The sequence below is a fragment of the Lysinibacillus sp. IITD104 genome, from assembly GCF_036698265.2.
GTDB classification, from domain to species: Bacteria; Bacillota; Bacilli; order Bacillales_A; family Planococcaceae; genus Lysinibacillus; species Lysinibacillus boronitolerans.
Map to the genome: position 1 here is coordinate 4,115,320 of NZ_JBAHYH020000001.1, position 18,514 is coordinate 4,133,833.

The following is an 18,514-nucleotide window of genomic DNA, read 5'->3' on the forward strand; positions in this document are numbered from 1 at the left end:
GTTATTAGCTATTTCATCAGCCTATTAGTTGATTCATCCATAAAATAAGACCTTTCATCCTAATTCACATACTAAAAAACTATGCATAAATAGAATGCATAGCTATATTTCTTTTAAAACTCTCTAATTGTTGTATTTAAGCGATTCGCCACTCTCTCTAATTCTTCCGAAGATTCACCAATCGATTCAATAATAGTAGCCAGTTCAGATACTTGATTACCAACCTTTTGAAAATTAGAGATCGAATCCTCTACAGAGCCAGAAATCGCATCAAATGCTTTTAGAGATTCAGCATTACGTTCGATACTACTATTCACAAGCTCCTGTATGTCCTGAATAGCTTGTACAACTTGAGTTGTAATACCATTTGACGTCATGATTAACTCAGCAATCTGTTCAACAGAGCTTTTCGTTTGATCCGCAAGCTTGCGTACTTCGTTTGCAACAACTGCAAAGCCTTTACCATGCTCACCAGCACGTGCTGCCTCAATCGCAGAGTTTAACGCAAGTAAATTTGTTTGCCCAGAAATACTTTTCACAATTTCTACAACGGCATTTATTTTCGAAGAAGATGCATCTAATTGCTCTACCATATTTGCCATTTCAACGGTCTTGTGATGAATCTTCCCTGTTTGCTCATCAATAGATATTATTTTAGTATAACCTTCACTAGACACTTTTTGCATAGATTCAGCCTCATATACACTTTCCTTCAAGAAAGCGTTGACACGCTTTGCGCTATAGACAAGCTCTGTTACTGTTTCAGTCGTAGTTTGAGATTGAACTTCTAATTGCGTAGAAATTCCGCCTATAATATCCTTTACATGATCCCTAACATTATTGCGTTGTTCCTCAATTAGTATGCTTGCATAGTTATCGTATTCTTCTAAAACGATTTGTTGTTCAAAATTACATATTTTACTGATAGCATCACAAAACTTCTCTTCCTCACCCTTTGGTAATCGAAGCTCATAGACTATTTTGCGAAGTGATTTCTCAAGAATTTGAAAAGCAGCTAAATACCACTTCGGATATAAATTAATCTTTACATGCATTTTTGCCACACGTCTCCGCTTCTCTAAAAAGGCTTCATCTATTCGCCCCTCAAACATTTCAATAATATGATGACGTAATGTTTGACGTAGACGTTCGCTGGAGCTATTTGATTGAATAACCTTATGTAAGGAAGGAACACTTTCTATTGCATGATAAAATGCCCCTACCACTTCTACTACATTTCTTTCTACATATGGTTTTAAACTACTAATCAGCTGAAGATCATGAACACTTAACCCTACAAGATTTAATTGTAGTAAACGGTCTGGATCTTCTATAAAAATACCGATAGTTGTTTCATTGCTTATTTCAATTGTATTTTTCTTAGATCTATTGATAAGTTGAAACATTTTCTCCACCTCATATTTTAATCATATATATTTAACTAAGTCTATATTCCTATTTTTCATTATAAAACAACATATAATTAGACACTTTATGTATCAATTATAATCTCAAAACAGATAAATGAACAATATATAGGTAAATGATGTCTAATATTATTATAATTTGCTATTATTTTATGTATAAAGATGATTCTTTATACTCACTTTCCTTCACTTTAATGAAAAAATGGATGGAGGATTCAATAAATTTAACGCAAAAAAAGCCACTGCTTCTTGAAGAAGAAGCGTGGCTTATTGTTTACATGAAAATAATAACGCAAAGAACTGCGGCTAAAACTAAACGATAAATTGCAAAAGGCATTAATTTTACCTTTGAAATAAGTGCTAAGAAAAACTTAATGGACAGTAATGCAAAGACGAACGAACTAATAAATCCGACAGCATAAAAACCGAAATAGTCCATTGATAAAGTATCCCAGTTTTTCAAAACGGATACGAGGCTAGCTCCTGCCATGATTGGCACAGCCATAATGAATGTAAAATCAGCTGCAACACGATGACTCATACCAAATAGTACCCCACCCGAAATAGTTGCGCCTGAACGAGAAAAACCTGGCCATAGAGATAGGCATTGTACTAGCCCTACCTTAAATGCTAAACCATAGGAAATCTTATCTAAAGAATCTACTTTTGGTTTTCTAGGTGCTAACTTATCTGCAGCAATCATTAGAATTGCTCCCGCCACTAATGCATAAACAACATGCTCTACTTTAAAAAGATGGTCGTCAATAAAATCCTTGAATGCAAAACCTAAGACAACTGCCGGTAGCATCCCAACAATAACATGCAATAAGTTAAAGCGGCCATTTATGGACTTAGCTTGACCTTCAATATTATATAAACCGACTAAGCTTAACATACGTTTCCACATAACTACGATAACCGCTAATATGGACCCAAGTTGTACAACAATTTTAAATGTGTTGGCAGGATATTTCCCTAAAAACTCCTCTGTCTTTAACCACATATCATCCACGATAATCATATGACCCGTAGAAGATACTGGTGCAAATTCCGTCATACCTTCGACAAAGCCCAATATTAATGCTTTTAATAACTCTATAATTTCCACCATGTCACCTTACCTTTTTTAATCAAATACTCATTTATTATAGAATACTCCGTTTTCATATACTACTGCCATTTCACCTAACAAGCCATTGTTAGATTATCACATACTATTGAAATTTTATATCTACTACCCAAAGCTCTGATCTACTGCCAATTCGCATCGGTGGGCCCCAGAAGCCATAGCCTGATGAAACAAGTGTATGCATCTGTTCCTTTAACTTATAACCATAATCTAGTTCAAATACACGAGCTGTTATATACTGATTTGGCCACAGTTGTCCCTTGTGTGTATGACCAGACATATGTAAATCAACGCCCATTTTAGAAGGCGTAATCAAGTCGTCAGGTGTATGATTCATCACAAGCCATGGTAAGTTTGCAGAAGGCTTTAGTACTTCAAGTGTTTTTCTTTCTTTATTCGTTTTGTCTTCTTGCCCTGTTAATATAAACGCATCTTCTATAACAATTGTTTCATCTAGGAGCATTTTTACATTGGCATTTTCCATTTCCTTAATAAATTCAGGAATTTTTTTCCCGTAATATTCATGGTTACCTAATATACCATATGTTCCATATGTAGAGGTTAATTGTTTCATGACATCTGCCATCCCCTCTTGAACAAACCATTTCGGGTCATCGTCCACGATATCCCCAGCTAACAACACGATATCTGGTTGTGCTTCATTAGCTAAACTTACAAAACGTTGTAAATGCTTTTTATGTGATAAAACACCTAAGTGAAAATCCGATGCCACAACAGCTCTTAGTGTGTTTAACTCACTATCTTTTTTATCAATTGTTATTTCTAAATGACGAACAACTGGAGAGTAGGCTAAATAAGAGCCCATGATATTTAACAAGAATAGGATTACTACTGCTATACTACCTATTAATTGTATATTTTTAAAAGGTGTGAACCAAATAATGATTTGTGCAACTAAGCATAGCAATAAGCCATATTCAAAGATAAACATCCAGTAATTACTGATTACAGAAAACACTCGTAAAGACTCATGTAATCTTCCGATTATAATACTAAAAGCAACAAAATACAGCACTAACCAAAATAAAGCTGGAAAACGGAACCATCCCATTGCTACAAGCCACTGCTTTACTCCCCACCCTAAATAGAAAGTCAACGCACTATAAATACTAATTAAAAGAACACCGCCGATTACTTTTGGCATAACCAAGTCCTCTACTTTCTTTCTATAATTTAATTGATTATATCATTACATTTAGCAATCATATTGCCGAAAGCACTTGAATAATCTTCTAGAGAAAATAGGAACTTGTCACTTTATGCAATGACAAATTTAATTTTACCTTTTCATTTCATTAGTTACTCTCGTTTTACATGACATTTCACTGTATATAGATGTCATTTTCGTCATTTACACACTAAATGCACTTTAATTTTCACAAATCTTCCAGTAACATAGTAGATGAACGAGCAAATTTACGCATTTACGAGGAAAAAGGGGTGCTATTTCAAATGACACGTTATAAATTTGAAACAACAGAGCATGAGTTATTTCGTAAAACCTTTCGTAAGTTTTTAGCTGAAGAAGCTGAACCGCATTATGCACAATGGGAAAAGGATCATCTTATTCCGCTTTCTTTTTGGCGTAAGCTTGGTGATATGGGCTATCTTTGTCCACAAGTAGAAGAACAATATGGTGGGCTAGGGCTGGATTTCAGCTTTGGCATCATTATTCAAGAGGAACTTGAACGTATAGGCTCTAGTTTTATCGGAATCGGCCTGCATAATGATATTGTCGTCCCTTATATCGAAGCATATGGAACACACGAACAAAAATCTCGTTGGCTACCCAAATGTGTTACAGGCGACTATATAACAGCTATTGCAATGACTGAGCCTGGTACAGGTTCAGATTTGGCGAATATAAAAACGTCAGCCATTCGCGATGGCGATCATTATATCGTAAATGGTCAAAAAACCTTTATAACAAATGGCATCCATACAAACTTAGCGGTTGTTGCAGTAAAGACAAATCTTCAGGCTGAGAAAAAGCATCGTGGCATCAGCCTACTTGTTATTGAAGAAGGTACACCTGGCTTTACAAAAGGAAGACAGCTCGAAAAAGTTGGTATGCATGCCCAAGACACAGCTGAACTCTATTTTGAAGATTGTCGAGTGCCTGTTCAAAACCTACTTGGAGAAGAAGGCAAGGGCTTTCAATACATGATGGAAAAACTACAACAAGAGCGATTAGCAGTAGCGATTGCCGCACAAACAGCCGCTGAGGATATGCTTGCGTTAACGCTCGATTATGTGAAATCACGTCAGGCTTTTGGCAAAACAATTGGTGACTTCCAAAATACACAATTTAAAATAGCTGAAATGGCGACTAAAATCGAGCTTGGTAAATCATTTTTGGAAACCTTGATTGAAGAGCATATTGCAGGAAATGATGTTGTGACAAAAGTATCTATGGCAAAATACTGGATTACTGAAAATGCACGTGACCTTGCTACCCAATGTATGCAATTACATGGTGGCTATGGCTATATGGAGGAATATAAGATTGCTAGAAGGTATAGAGATATACCTGTTATGTCGATCTATGCGGGTACAAATGAAGTCATGAAGGTTATTATCGCCAAAAATTTAGGCTTATAAAAAAAGGCGGCAAATGTTTGCCGCCTTTTTACCATTAAATTGCTGAAATTCTAACAATTACTTTAAATAAATCGCCATCTACATCAATGCTCATTCTTGCTCCATGTAAATCAACAATGGATTGTGCAATGGCTAATCCAAGCCCCGAGCCCTCTGTATGACGTGAAGCATCTGCACGTTTAAAGCGTTCAAATAATTCCTCAGCATCCTCACTAATTTCATACTTCGCTACATTTTTCACAGTAAATTCAGCATCGCCATCTGCCGTACGCTTTAATGTCACATAAACACGCGTTCCCTCTAGCGCATACTTCAAAACATTGACAATTAAATTATCAATAAGTCTCCACCACTTTTGACCGTCCACATATGCAAAGATTGGATCATGTGGCATGGTCATTCGTAAATCTAGTTGGGACTGTGTCAAATCTTCTTTATGCTCTCCTACTGCTTGTTGAATAAGCTGCGTTAGATCTACTCGACTGCGGTGAAGTTCAATATTACCGCTTGCCATTTTAGATACTTCAAAAAGGTCTTCAATCAGCACTTTTAAACGTTCAGATTTTTTATCAAGTATATGAATGTATTGTTGGCGTTCTTCCTCTGTAATATTTGGTTTCTTCAGTAAATCGGTATACGTAATGATAGACGTTAAAGGAGTCCGTAAATCATGACTCACATTTGTAATCAGCTCTGTTTTTAAACGCTCACTTTTCGCCTGCTCATGCATGGACGTACGAACACCTTCTCGTAAATGGTTAAGGTTTTCCGCATGACCTGCAAGTGGAGACTTCCCTTTCACCTTCACATCACGATTCAATCGCCCTTCAGCCATATCCTTCGTATCCTTCATAATACGATTTAAGTAACCCATTCTAGATAGGAAAACGATCATAGCAGGGAATCCTATAAACATACAAATACCAAGCACAAGGACTGCGAAGCCCCCTACTCCTGCTCCTATCATGGTAGCGACAAGGCTACCTCCTCCAAAGAAGGCTGCAGCTAGCATTACAATTGAATGCAATGCAATCGAACGATTGATAAATAAATCAGTTATTGAATCCCCTAGCGACCATAAATAGCTAGATTTCACATTTTCCTCTAGCTTTTTCAAAGTATCTACTCTTGTATACAACCATATTAATTGCACGAAGAAAGCACTGCCAATTATCACTAAAACAGCAATTTTAAAAGCAACATCTAATATATAGCGTACATAATTATGTTGATAATTGTAGTCGTAAGTGTATTCAATCGATTCAAAAACAACTTGAGAAGCAATAAGATACATCAACCCTGTGATTAATACTAGAATAACTTGAAAGTCGAATCTTGCTTTATTTAAAATCTCTTGTTCCTTCATACCTTTGACAGTTTGTAGTAAATCCTTACGCCCTCTCCAAGCAAAGATTGCCGTTACAATACTAGTGAGCCACACAAAGAAAAAGGTATATTGATTCCGATGAAAACGGCTATAATCCTGCATAACCCCTAATGATTGGACTGCCTTTTTTGAGATGGTTAAGACACCCGTATATTCAGCAGTTTCATAAAGATTATCTACATTCACATAATTTTCTGTACGGTAAAAAGTATCCCTTAAATTCTCACTTATGTTCCCTACATATAATGGATTTCGCTCAGTATACTTGATTTTATAGGCACTACTTTCTGAAATATTACCTGCACGGTACGTTTTGCCTGTTTCACTATTCGTCAGCTCATAAGACCAGTAATCATAAGCCTTTTTAAAGTTTTTAGCTTCTCCTTGTGCTGCCTTGATATATTGATCGATAAGTGCTTCTTCCCCAGCAAGAATCTTCTTTCGTACATGCTCATCATCTTCAAAATTTGTCGTAATATCTTTAATTTTATTATCGCGTTCAGTCTCTAGCTTTGCCTTTAGTTCTGTTGCATTGGCATCTACAGCTTCCTGAATGCGCTGTTCGTATTGGGCTTTAATATTATCGATTTGCTGTCCCAGTGTTCCGTAGTAATTACGATGCTCTTCTATTTCCGATTGCGTAACCTCTATTTTATCTTTCAAATCTTCAGCATTCGGTACATTTATTACTAACGGTCCTAGCTCTGCCGTGAAATTATCGATTTCATGCTGAAAATTTTCTGAATCGAAATATGATTTACCAATATACTGATAACCTACATGCCAAAAAGTAAACATACCGAAAATCGTCCAGATTAAACACATTAATACGAGAAGGGATTTCCATTTTTTCACCATAAATCTTTACACTCCTCTAAAAAATTCTTTCTAGTAACTGTAAAACCTCTGAGGAGCGAGAATTGACAATTTGATAGGCATAAACACCAAAATAAATGAGTCCAACAACGCCTGCAACAAATCCTGCAATTGTCATATACTTCTCTAGTTTATTTTTCCATTTTATAGCCAACGCCCCATACCACCTTTAGATAGCGCGGATTTTTCGGATCAGCTTCAATCTTTTCACGTATTTTCCGAATGTGAACAGCTACAATATTTTCAGCATTATAAGCTTCCTCATTCCAAACACGTTCATAAATTTCACGAATCGAAAATACACGCCCTACATTTTTCATTAATAATTCCGTTATTTTATATTCTATCGGTGTTAGTCGAACAGGCTCTCCTTCTAATACAACCTCTTTTGCCTCTTCATCAAGAACAAGTCCGTCTATTTCCACTTTTGTAGCACCCTCACTATACGTTCCTAGCTGAACATAACGACGCAGCTGGGATTTTACACGTGCCAATAGCTCTAATGGATGGAATGGCTTTGTTACATAATCATCTGCTCCAACTGATAATCCATGAATCTTATCGCCATCCTCCGCCTTTGCACTCAGCATGATAATGGGAATATTACGCTCTTCTCTAATTTTAAATGTTGCTGTAATTCCATCCATGTTTGGCATCATGATATCTAAAATGATTAAATGTACTTCATTATTCTCTAGCTTTTTTAATGCGTCTAAGCCATCTGCTGCTTTAATGACATGATAGCCTTCATTTTTCAAATAAATTTCAATACCATCACGAATATCTTGATCGTCATCTGTAACAAGAACTGTTAATTTCGTCATGATATACACCTCGCTCTCAAATATAAGTGTATCTTCTAAATCTTAAAAACCAGCTATTATAAAAATGAAGAATTTCTTAAGGTTTTAGCTTTTTTCTCCCACCTAAAGTTAAAACAACAATGCCTCCTAAAAGCATCGCTACACCAAGCCAGGATACTATACTTAAGTGTTCTCCTATTAAAAACACACCAAGAATTGCAGCAGTTAATGGTTCTGCTAATGAAAGTGTTACAGCTGAGGATGAACTAATTTTTTGTAATCCACTTAAAAACAGTAAATACGCTACGCTTGTACACATAATCCCCATAAACAGCATTGTCCATAAGTTGTCCACGTTTCCTAGCCAGGAAAAACCACCTTCTAATGAAAATGGCAGTAAAAACAAGGTGCAAATGGAAAATGTCATAGCAACTGCGGGTAATGCATCTTCCTGTGCCATTAATTTTTTACTTATGTTTGTGTAAAATGCAAAGGATAAACCTGCACAAAGAGCTAATGTGAATCCACCAACGTGTACTGACTCTTCTCCATTATTCATGAATAATAAAAGACATCCGATAATGGCCATCAATGTAGCAAGTCCCCATACTGCTGTAGGACGTGTTTTCCATACTAGCCATTCTAATACACCAGAAAATACTGGTGCACTACCAATAGTAGCAACAGTTCCAATGGCTACACCTGTTAGACGAATAGATGAGAAGAAAAGCCCTTGGAAAAGGGCAATACTAGCCGCAGCTAAAATTGTCCATTTCCATGACCATCTTAAAAAGTTAATTTTCTTCATTATAATTGTAATAGCTAATAATAAACCGCCACCAATTGCAGAACGAATTGTGGCCACTGCTATAGGAGAGACCCCTTGTTCCAAATATGTTTGGGCAGTTCCTGTCATTCCCCATAGAATAGCTGCTAGTAATACAAACAATGAATTTAACATTTTTCAACTCATCCCCGCTTCACAACTTTATCAATACTAATCATACATATTTATCCAAAATCAAACAATTATCATTTTTACTTTTCTTTTAATTATCACAGTATGCATTCTCATTAATGGACGTTATAATAAAAACAGTAAAAGGAGCGAATCGTATGTACAAAACAATTGAAGAGACAGCTATTGATCTTGGCATGCCTGTGGATCAAGTAATGCGTCTAATTTACGAAGGACGCATCCGTTCTGTTTACGATGGCCAACAAATTTTAATCAATAGTGGACAATTCAGCACTTATTTTAATCAATTGGAACGTATTAAAGAAGAAATTGAGATTTGGCGTTCTACCCCTATTCCAGAGGATATTGATGTCAAAGATGAAGACTAAAAGCCCACCATTCAATGAACATTGTTGAATGGCGGGCTTTTTTAAAGCTTTTATTAGATTGTCACAACAAATCCTGCTCTTTTCCCAATGATTTCAGCATAATCCTCTACCATGACACTCGCAGTTGGATACATCCCTGCTCCAGGACCGACTAATGTTAATGTACCAATATAGTTAGTCTCTAATGCCACTGCATTAAACACATCATCGACTGGATAAAGTGGATGCTCTTTATCAACTAGTTGTGGACCGACTTTTGCAATAATTTTACCGTCAGCTCGTTTCTCCACTTCAGCAACATGGCGGTAACGCAGACCCTTTTCACACGCTTCATGAACTTGTTCAGCAGAGATACTATCGATTCCAATTACTTCTACATCTGACCAATTTGGTTGCTCACCAAAAGCTAAGGCACTTAATATCATTAATTTTTTAAATGCATCCTGCCCAGATATATCATTATACGGATCTGCTTCGGCATAACCTAAGCCTTGTGCCTCTTTTAGAGCTGTTTCGAACGACCAGCCCTGTGCACGCATTTTTGTTAATATGTAATTACATGTGCCATTTAAGACGCCTTGTATACGACTTACATCATTAACAAGTAAAATATTTTTCATTGTTTTAATAACAGGTACGCCACCAGCAGTGGTAGCCTCATAGCCTACAAAAACGCCATTAGCTTTTGCAAGATCCTGTAGCTCCAAACCTCGTTTGGCAAACATCACTTTATTAGCAGTAATAACATGACATTTATGTTCAACAGCTCGCTTTAAATAACTGTATGCAGGTTCTTCGTTCACAATTGCTTCAAACACAACCTGCATACCTGGCTCTGCTAAGACTTCATCCATACTTGTTGTCATTAAATGTGCTGTGCCAGGCACACGTTCACGACTAGCATCTGTCACTAAAATCTTCGCTACCTCTAATTCAATACCTAATTTATTTTTTAGCTCTTCTCGTTTTTCATTTAAAATATGATAGATCCCCTGACCTACCGTTCCAAATCCTAAAATCGCTGCCTTTATAGTTGCCATTCTTGTTATTCCCTCCAACTTACATTCCGCAGTTTCATTAATGCTAATTTTCCATGGGGTTGTGTCATGACTATTTGACACCCACCGCAGTCTTTAGCCAACAACTCTTCTTTGTATGAGTTTCGCTATTTCTATATGTGTTGGAACACATACAAATTCAAATAATTCAAAATTTAACTTAAAGAAAATTGTAACGCAAATACATACATTGCACAAGAAAAATCTTTCTAGGAAGGACATTTGTTTTCTCTAGATGTGCAAAAGAAATCGGTTTCATTCCCTTTATTATACGTTTTATTAATCATTCTATAAGATTTGAACAAATATTGACTCTTTACATTTCAATATATGAATGTCTTTCTTCTATTATATATATGTATGCTCAGACATTCATAACAATCCCTTTAAAGAAAAAACTCATTCCCTGTAGCAGCAGAGAATGAGCATAAAAATATGAGGGGATTTTAACTTGCTTTTGAAAGCAATTGATAGCGATATTGTTCTAAAGCGTGTTGAACAAGACTAATTTCTTCTTCTGTAAAATCTGGTATTGCATACGTACGTTCCACTAATTGAAATGTACCATACTTTAAGTAAATCTCTGTGGCAGGAAGTGAGATATGGCTCACACCGTACTGTTCATATGTCTCAAATACTTCCTTAACAGTATAGTCTTCTTTTTCAGTAAAAACTTGTTCTTGAAATGCTGTATGACCAAAAACTTGTTGCCATTTCTTTTCGACTGATGTAAGAAGGTGTTGAATGGATTTATTGTTGACAAAAACGTGTCCTTCATTTAGCTCATATATTAGATAGGATACAATGTTTTGCGCACTATAGATGTTACCCATTTTAAACACTCCTTTATCATCAGTTTTTTGGAAGAGCAGTTACTGGCTAGGCAACTACTCTTCTATATATTCAAAAGTGGGGGAGCACTTATGAAAACATTTTCCTTTTTAACAATAATTTCCGTACTCTTAACTTATTTCCTAGTATATAGCATGGATTTAATTAAGTCAATAATACATATAAAATTACTTGGTATTATTTTTTATAAGGTTCTGATAATTAACGGATGCTGTAAATAGTTGATGTAGCAACGTTTAACGCATTACCAAATGAGGCAAATCGAATGAGAAAATACGTAAACGCTACACCATTCTTCCCTCTGTTCTAAATCTTAAGCTTCTACAGTTTGTTCACTTGTTGTTGCCTGTGTAATGGCTTGATCTAAATCAGCAATAATATCCTCTACTGCCTCTAAACCGATGGATAAGCGAATGAGCGACTCGGTTACACCAGCTTGAACTAATTCGTCTGCTGATAGCTGCTGATGGGTAGTAGAAGCAGGATGTATAATTAATGACTTAGCATCACCTACATTTGCTACATGTGAAAATAGCTTCACGCTATCAATAAGCTTTCGCCCAGCTTCACGTCCACCTTTGATGCCAAATGTAAGCACTGAACCGAAGCCATTTCTTAAATATTTTTTTGCCAACTCATGTGTCGGGAAATCTTCTAGGCCATTATAATTTACATACTCCACAGATGGGTGGTTTTGTAAATATTCAGCCACTGCCAATGCATTCTCATTGTGTTTAGGGATACGCAAATGAAGCGTTTCTAACCCTTGCAACAAATTAAAGGCAGCATCTGCACTTAATGTTGGGCCAAAATCACGTAATAATTGTACGCGTAGCTTTGTAGCAAAGGCTGCAGAAGCTGTATCAATTCCATAGCGTAACCCATGGTAAGAGGCATCTGGTTCAGTAAAACCTGGGAATCGCCCACTAGTCCAATCAAACTTACCAGCGTCTACAACAACGCCCCCTAAGGTTGTACCATGGCCTCCTATCCATTTAGTTGCTGAATGAACAACAACATCTGCACCATATTCAATAGGTGTAGAACCATAAGGAGAAGCAAACGTGCTGTCAATAATTAGTGGTAGCCCATTATCATGTGCAATCTTAGCTACTGCTTCAATATCTAAAACCTTTAAGCTTGGATTACCATAAACTTCTGCAAAGACAGCTTTTGTTTTATCAGTAATCGCCGCATTGAAATTCTCTGGGTTTGTTTCATCTACAAAAATTGTTTTAATACCATAGTTTGGTAATGTGTTAGCAAATAAATTATACGTACCGCCATATAAAGAACTAGCTGCTACTATCTCATCACCAGCTCCAGCTAGATTTAAAATGGAAAATGCGATAGCCGCTGCACCAGATGAAAGTGCTACTGCTGCTGTTCCACCTTCCAATAAAGCCACACGTTTTTCAAACACATCAACAGTCGGATTGGTAATTCGTGTGTAAATATTCCCTACTTCCTCTAGGGCAAAAAGACGTTGCGCATGAGCAGTGTCTTTAAATACAAAAGCAGTTGAGCGATAGACTGGAACTGTCCGAGAACCCGTCACTGGGTCTGGCTCTTGACCACCATGTAACAGCAATGTTTCTGGTTTAAAATTTGTCATTGTGTACCTCCAAATGGTTATTTTTTTACGATGGTACCGGAGATGAGGAGGATTTTTCTGTAGAAAACAAAAAACCCTCTTCAGCTAAGAAGAGGGTTGCGGTTGCAAGTTTTCCTCCCCTTATCTGCCAGATCCAAGTTAGAATCTGTAGGAATTAGCACCTTAGTAAGCTCATTACTTACTGGTTGCCGGGCATCATAGGGCCTATCCCTCCGCCGCTCTTGATAAGAGTATGAGATTCAATTTCCATCGTTGTTACACAGTATAAACATAGAGTTTTTTTCTGTCAACATGTAAATTTTATTTTTTCCGAAACTTCTGTCTGCTCTTATACGTAATATGAACGCATACACTATTTTAGAAAAAATTTTGAGAGGAGTATTTTTATGGTAAAGGCCGTGATCATTTTTCTTATGATTGGCTATTTAATAGGCTGTATTCACGGCTCTAAAGTGGCTCAATTTTTATCTGGGGTTGATTTAAAAAAAGCTGGCCACGGAAATGCGGGTGCCTCGAATGCTACTCTTTCCCTTGGCTGGAAATATGGCGTTTTAGTAGCCCTCATTGATATCGGCAAAGGCGTTGTCGCTATTATCGGTGCACATTTTTATCTAGCGGATGCCACTCATTTGACACAAGAACAAATATGGCTGCTTACTTACATTATGGCTGCTGGGGTTATTTTAGGTCATAATTTCCCATTCTATATGGGCTTCAACGGCGGGAAAGGAACGGCCTCCATCATTGGCATTTTACTTGCTGTTGATTGGAAAATTGGTTTATTTGCACTTATTTTATTTGTTATTTTATCCTTTGCAACAAATTTTTTAATTGTTGGTGTTCTAGAATTTTATCTCGTTTTTTGTACAGCAACTTATTTATGGATTCCAGGCATTGGCCCAACCATTATAGCTGTCCTTCTTTTTGGCATAGCTATCATCCTGCATATAGAAAATATTAAACGTTTAGTTAATGGGACAGAGCCTAAAGTAACTACTGCTTTTAAGAAAAAGAAATAATATTTTATGGATATTTTTGTATTTTGTATGACCATATATTTTCTCTTTATCTACTAATATTGCTGTAAAAAACATCTATTTTACACAGGTTTTTTTTCTACAATAAAATAGACATATTCTTATCTTAATAAAACATTACGGAGTCCGATGTTATGGATAATAATCGTCATTTTTATCGTAGAAAGGATGAGAAATTATGTCTTCACCAAAACAAGCAGCTACAAAACGTAACTTAAAGCCACTATGGATTGGCTTAGCATTCGCTTTACTAATCATTATTACTTTTTTACCTAATAACGGCGATTTACCTATAGCTGGGCAACGAGCTTTAGCCATCTTAGCTTTTGCAGTCATCCTTTGGGTAACAGAGGCTGTTTCATATCCTGTTAGCTCGGCCATGATCATTGCACTAGTAACTGTTTTACTAGGACTCGCTCCGTCAATGGATGATCCATCTACAGAGCTAGGAACAGCTGGCGCATTAAAATTATCCTTAAGTGGCTTTAGTAATTCTGCCGTTGCTTTAGTAGCAGCAGCTCTTTTTCTAGCGGCTGCAATGCAAATTACTAATCTACATAAACGACTTGCTCTGTGGATTCTTTCACTGGTAGGAACGAAAACAAAGGCTATCGTATTTGGCGCCATTTTAGTTTCTATCGTCCTCGCATTTTTTGTTCCTTCTGCTACAGCACGAGCTGGCGCTGTAGTACCTATATTGCTTGGAATGGTGGCAGCATTTGGTTTACCACGTGATAGTCGGCTCGCTGCTTTGCTAGTTATTACTTCGGTACAAGCCGTTTCCATTTGGAATATCGGCATTAAAACTGCAGCAGCTCAAAATATGGTGGCTTTAAACTTTATCCAAGAGCAATTTAATGTGGATATTTCCTGGGGTGCTTGGCTACTTTACGCTGCTCCCTTCTCGATTATTATGTCGATCGTTTTATTTTTCATTATGATTGCGTTAATTAAACCTGAGACTAGCAATATCGAAGGTGGTAAAGAGGTCATCAAAAAACAGCTTGCAGAGCTTGGCCCATTAAAGGCTCCTGAAATTCGCTTAATCGTTACTTCCTTAGTTTTACTATTTTTCTGGGCAACTGAAGGTAAATTACATCCCTTCGATACGACAACAGTCACAATTATTGCTATCGCTATTCTATTAATGCCTAAAATCGGTGTGTATTCATGGAAGGAAGTTGAGCCTCATATTCCATGGGGGACAATTATCGTCTTTGCAGTAGGCATTATGCTAGGAACCATTTTACTGAATACGAAAGGTGCTGCATGGTTATCAGATAAAGTTTTTGGTTCACTTGGGCTAGATGCAATGCCTTTACTAGCAACAATCGCACTCGTAACTTTATTTAACATTTTGATTCATTTAGGCTTTGCAAGCGCAACTAGCTTAGCCTCAGCACTTATACCTGTGTTTATCGTTTTAGCCTCCACATTAACGGCTAATGTGGATCAAGTTGGTTTTGTTATTGTGCAACAATTCGTCATAAGCTTTGGCTTCCTATTACCAATTAGTGCACCACAAAACATGCTTGCCTATGGTACAGGTTCCTTTACAACAAAGGATTTCTTGAAATCAGGCATTCCATTAACCATTATTGGTTTCCTTCTCGTACTTTTGTTCTCTGCAACTTATTGGAAATGGATTGGATTATTATAAGACTTTGATTAAATAAAAAGTAAAAGCCTTGAAGAAACAGACTAACTGTCCTTCAAGGCTTTTAAAGTAGTATTATTGTTTCGTGAAAGCAGGGTCCTTCATCGTACCATTTTTCGCATAATTAACGTGCCATGATAGTGCTTTTTCTAGGTCATGTGGTGTATGATGTCCGCCCGTTGCCTCATTGGCATCATTAAAGTACTGCCACAGCTGTTCCCTATAATCAGGATGTGCACAGTTATCAATGATAAGCCCAACTCGTTCTTTTGGAGCAAGTCCTCGTAAATCTGCTACGCCCTGTTCAGTTACTATGACATCAACATCATGCTCTGTATGATCCACATGCGAGACCATTGGGACAATACTCGAAATATCTCCACCTTTAGCATAAGACTTTGTCACAAATATCCCTAATCGTGCATTACGTGCAAAGTCTCCAGACCCACCGATACCATTCATCATCTTTGTACCAGAAACATGAGTCGAATTAACATTACCGTAAATATCTAATTCCAATGCCGTATTCACTGAGATTAATCCGAGTCGGCGAATAATTTCAGGCTGATTTGAAATTTCTTGAGGGCGCAACACTAATTTATCAGCATATTTTTCAAAATTCCCATAAACACGGTTTCCTACTTGCTCAGAAAGGGTAATAGAAGTTGCAGAAGCAAAATTCACTTTCCCTGCATCAATCAATTCAAACACTGCATCCTGAAGAACTTCTGAATAAACTTCTAAGTTCTCAAACTCAGAATCTTTAAAGCCTAGCAATACAGCATTGGCTACTGAACCTACCCCAGATTGAATTGGTCGCAAACTTGTTGTTAAGCGACCTACTTTAATCTCTTCACGTAGGAAATTTAATAAGTGAGTAGCCATAACATCTGTCTCTTCATCCGCGGGGACAATAGTTGATGGCGCATCTAATATATCCGAAATGACGATGCCTTTTACTTTATCTAAATCTAGTGGAATTCCAATTATACCAAGACGATCAGAAACATTCTGTAAAGGAATTGGATCACGCTTTCCTTGTGGCGCAGGCACGTAAATATCATGTATACCTTCTAATGCATCAAGCTGTGCTACGTTTAATTCAATGATGACTTGGTCTGCTTCTTGCACAAAAATAGGAGAGTTACCAACTGAAGTTGTAGGAATTAATAAGCCATCTTCTGTAATTGCAGCCGCTTCAATGATCGCAAAATCGATTGGTCCAATAATACCTTGACGAACAAGCTCAGCATTATGGGAAAGATGGGCATCGACAAATGTGATATCACCGCTATTGATTTTATTACGAATGCCAGCATCTGCTTGGAAAGGACCGCGTTTACGAATGACCCCTGCTTCTGCTAAGTATTGGTCTACCTCAGGGCCAAGTGATGCACCTGTAAAGACATCTACTTGGAAATCCTCTTTTTTCGCTTTCTCTACAAGTGCAAGAGGTACAACCTTTACATCGCCAGCACGTGTGAATCCACTCATCCCTAATACCATGCCATCCTTAATCCAAGATGCTGCTTCTTCGGCTGTTACAACCTTACTTCGTAATTGTTCATGACGAAGCTTTTTTGCTAATTTTTCTTCCATTCCCTATTCCTCCATTCCACTTTATTTTTGTTCAACTTGCATATTTGGTTCCAGTAAATCTGTGACATCCGTCAGAGGCTATATCTTTATTCCAGGAGCATTTCATCACCTAATAGCTAATGCTGTCTAAACATTTGAGAATAAAGATTTTGTAATTTTTGGTAGCACAACCAAATAAACAGTCGCACCTATAATTTTATACTATTTAGAATATTTAATCTATATCAAATGAAATATTTTACTTTACGAGATAATTTCTACATTTATAAATTATTGATGTATAACTTTTTATCCCTCATTATTCGATTTTGCTAGAAAAGCGTGCTATGCTCAAGGTATAGAACAGACACAAAGGAGAGAGTTTTTAATGGTTAAAGAACTATTACGTAGCCATTCCTCGGTACGCATCTATGATGGTGAACCGATTTCAAAAGAAATCATTGAAGATTTAATTGGAACCGCACAAATGGCTGCAACATCCCATTTTGTGCAAGCCTATAGTGTAATCTGGGTAACAGATGCAGATAAAAAGGAAAAATTAGGCTTACTATCTGGTAATCCACGTCAATATGAAACCTCAGGTGGGGCATTTGTTTTTTGTGTAGATTTCAAGCGACTTCAAATGGCTGGGAAACTAGAAGGAGTAGATATTGTAGCCGATTCTGCTGAAAATGTCCTTGTTGGTGTAGCTGATGTATCATTGTTTGCACAGAATTTTGTTATTGCAGCTGAATCAATGGGTTATGGCATTTGCTATATTGGAGGGGTACGCAATAAACCTTCTGAAATTAGCGAATTATTCAATCTACCCGATCACGTTTTCCCATTATTTGGGCTAACAATCGGTGTTCCAGCACGTCGCAATGAGGTAAAACCTCGTTTACCTGTATCTGCTGTATTACATGAAAATGAATACAATGTTGAAAAATATGAAGAGCTTTTACCAGCCTACAACGAGGAAATGGAAAAATATTATAACAGCCGTTCATCAAACAGAAAAATTGATAATTGGACAAAACAAATGGCTGATTTTTTAATCGAGCAACGACGTCCGCATATTAAAGAATTTTTAGCAACCAAAGGGTTTAATTGGAAATAGCATAAC

General features: G+C 36.9%; 16 protein-coding genes and 1 riboswitch. Of the genes, 5 read left to right on the top strand and 11 right to left on the bottom strand.

All coding sequences use genetic code 11. The features are described 5' to 3' along the window. Nucleotides 1-113: 113 nt before the first annotated feature. From V1L66_RS20700 to V1L66_RS20710, 3 genes are all read right to left on the bottom strand, one after another. Entirely contained in the window at nucleotides 114-1,406 is a 1,293-nt protein-coding gene (locus V1L66_RS20700) for a globin-coupled sensor protein (RefSeq protein ID WP_016994460.1), read from the bottom strand. A gap of 295 nt (nucleotides 1,407-1,701) precedes the next feature. Further along, nucleotides 1,702-2,538 carry an undecaprenyl-diphosphate phosphatase gene (locus tag V1L66_RS20705; RefSeq protein ID WP_004229718.1) on the bottom strand — a complete coding sequence of 279 codons (837 nt, stop codon included), beginning with the start codon at nucleotides 2,536-2,538 and terminating at the stop codon, nucleotides 1,702-1,704. A gap of 103 nt (nucleotides 2,539-2,641) precedes the next feature. Next, a complete protein-coding gene (locus V1L66_RS20710; protein WP_312124652.1) occupies nucleotides 2,642-3,721 on the bottom strand; it encodes a metallophosphoesterase in 1,080 nt (359 codons plus the stop codon). 308 nt (nucleotides 3,722-4,029) lie between these two features. On the opposite strand from V1L66_RS20710, the gene V1L66_RS20715 reads away from it, so the two are divergent. Continuing rightward, on the top strand, nucleotides 4,030-5,178 hold the full coding sequence (locus tag V1L66_RS20715; RefSeq protein ID WP_016994458.1) for an acyl-CoA dehydrogenase family protein: 1,149 nt from the start codon (nucleotides 4,030-4,032) through the stop codon (nucleotides 5,176-5,178). Nucleotides 5,179-5,212: 34 nt separating this feature from the next. On the opposite strand, the gene V1L66_RS20720 is transcribed toward V1L66_RS20715, so the two are convergent. The 4 genes from V1L66_RS20720 to V1L66_RS20735 all read right to left on the bottom strand — a co-directional run bounded on the left by V1L66_RS20720 (nucleotide 5,213) and on the right by V1L66_RS20735 (nucleotide 9,205). Further along, entirely contained in the window at nucleotides 5,213-7,423 is a 2,211-nt protein-coding gene (locus V1L66_RS20720; protein ID WP_312124653.1) for a histidine kinase dimerization/phospho-acceptor domain-containing protein, read from the bottom strand. A 16-nt stretch (nucleotides 7,424-7,439) separates the two neighbouring features. Continuing rightward, nucleotides 7,440-7,595: a hypothetical protein gene (locus V1L66_RS20725; protein ID WP_016994457.1), complete on the bottom strand. Its 156-nt coding sequence runs from the start codon at nucleotides 7,593-7,595 to the stop codon at nucleotides 7,440-7,442. Continuing rightward, nucleotides 7,573-8,265 (bottom strand): response regulator transcription factor, encoded by a 693-nt coding sequence (locus V1L66_RS20730; protein ID WP_016994456.1) that lies wholly within the window; start codon nucleotides 8,263-8,265, stop codon nucleotides 7,573-7,575. The genes V1L66_RS20725 and V1L66_RS20730 overlap by 23 nt, the downstream gene beginning before the upstream one ends. 76 nt (nucleotides 8,266-8,341) lie before the next feature. Further along, the gene (locus tag V1L66_RS20735; protein ID WP_016994455.1) at nucleotides 8,342-9,205 is read right to left on the bottom strand and encodes a DMT family transporter; all 864 of its coding nucleotides are present in this window, start codon (nucleotides 9,203-9,205) and stop codon (nucleotides 8,342-8,344) included. Nucleotides 9,206-9,360: 155 nt separating this feature from the next. Here V1L66_RS20735 and V1L66_RS20740 point away from each other — a divergent pair, with 155 nt between their 5' ends. Beyond that, entirely contained in the window at nucleotides 9,361-9,591 is a 231-nt protein-coding gene (locus V1L66_RS20740) for a hypothetical protein (RefSeq protein ID WP_016994454.1), read from the top strand. Between the two features lie 53 nt (nucleotides 9,592-9,644). Here the strand turns inward: V1L66_RS20740 and V1L66_RS20745 are convergent, their stop codons facing one another. The 3 genes from V1L66_RS20745 to V1L66_RS20755 all read right to left on the bottom strand — a co-directional run bounded on the left by V1L66_RS20745 (nucleotide 9,645) and on the right by V1L66_RS20755 (nucleotide 13,116). Next, nucleotides 9,645-10,631 carry a homoserine dehydrogenase gene (locus V1L66_RS20745; protein WP_333005589.1) on the bottom strand — a complete coding sequence of 329 codons (987 nt, stop codon included), beginning with the start codon at nucleotides 10,629-10,631 and terminating at the stop codon, nucleotides 9,645-9,647. A 464-nt stretch (nucleotides 10,632-11,095) separates the two neighbouring features. Continuing rightward, entirely contained in the window at nucleotides 11,096-11,482 is a 387-nt protein-coding gene (locus V1L66_RS20750) for a hypothetical protein (RefSeq protein WP_036078066.1), read from the bottom strand. 332 nt (nucleotides 11,483-11,814) lie between these two features. Further along, nucleotides 11,815-13,116: an O-acetylhomoserine aminocarboxypropyltransferase/cysteine synthase family protein gene (locus V1L66_RS20755; protein ID WP_333005591.1), complete on the bottom strand. Its 1,302-nt coding sequence runs from the start codon at nucleotides 13,114-13,116 to the stop codon at nucleotides 11,815-11,817. A 117-nt stretch (nucleotides 13,117-13,233) separates the two neighbouring features. After that, nucleotides 13,234-13,347: riboswitch (SAM riboswitch) on the bottom strand. Between the two features lie 155 nt (nucleotides 13,348-13,502). On the opposite strand from V1L66_RS20755, the gene V1L66_RS20760 reads away from it, so the two are divergent. Then, nucleotides 13,503-14,135 carry a glycerol-3-phosphate acyltransferase gene (locus tag V1L66_RS20760; RefSeq protein WP_016994445.1) on the top strand — a complete coding sequence of 211 codons (633 nt, stop codon included), beginning with the start codon at nucleotides 13,503-13,505 and terminating at the stop codon, nucleotides 14,133-14,135. Between the two features lie 196 nt (nucleotides 14,136-14,331). Next, nucleotides 14,332-15,813 carry a DASS family sodium-coupled anion symporter gene (locus V1L66_RS20765; RefSeq protein WP_333005592.1) on the top strand — a complete coding sequence of 494 codons (1,482 nt, stop codon included), beginning with the start codon at nucleotides 14,332-14,334 and terminating at the stop codon, nucleotides 15,811-15,813. Nucleotides 15,814-15,885: 72 nt separating this feature from the next. Here V1L66_RS20765 and V1L66_RS20770 read toward each other — a convergent pair whose 3' ends face one another. Next, nucleotides 15,886-17,409: a succinate CoA transferase gene (locus tag V1L66_RS20770; RefSeq protein ID WP_016994443.1), complete on the bottom strand. Its 1,524-nt coding sequence runs from the start codon at nucleotides 17,407-17,409 to the stop codon at nucleotides 15,886-15,888. Between the two features lie 367 nt (nucleotides 17,410-17,776). Here V1L66_RS20770 and chrR point away from each other — a divergent pair, with 367 nt between their 5' ends. Continuing rightward, nucleotides 17,777-18,508 (top strand): class II chromate reductase ChrR, encoded by a 732-nt coding sequence (gene chrR, locus V1L66_RS20775; protein WP_016994441.1) that lies wholly within the window; start codon nucleotides 17,777-17,779, stop codon nucleotides 18,506-18,508. Nucleotides 18,509-18,514 lie beyond the last annotated feature (6 nt).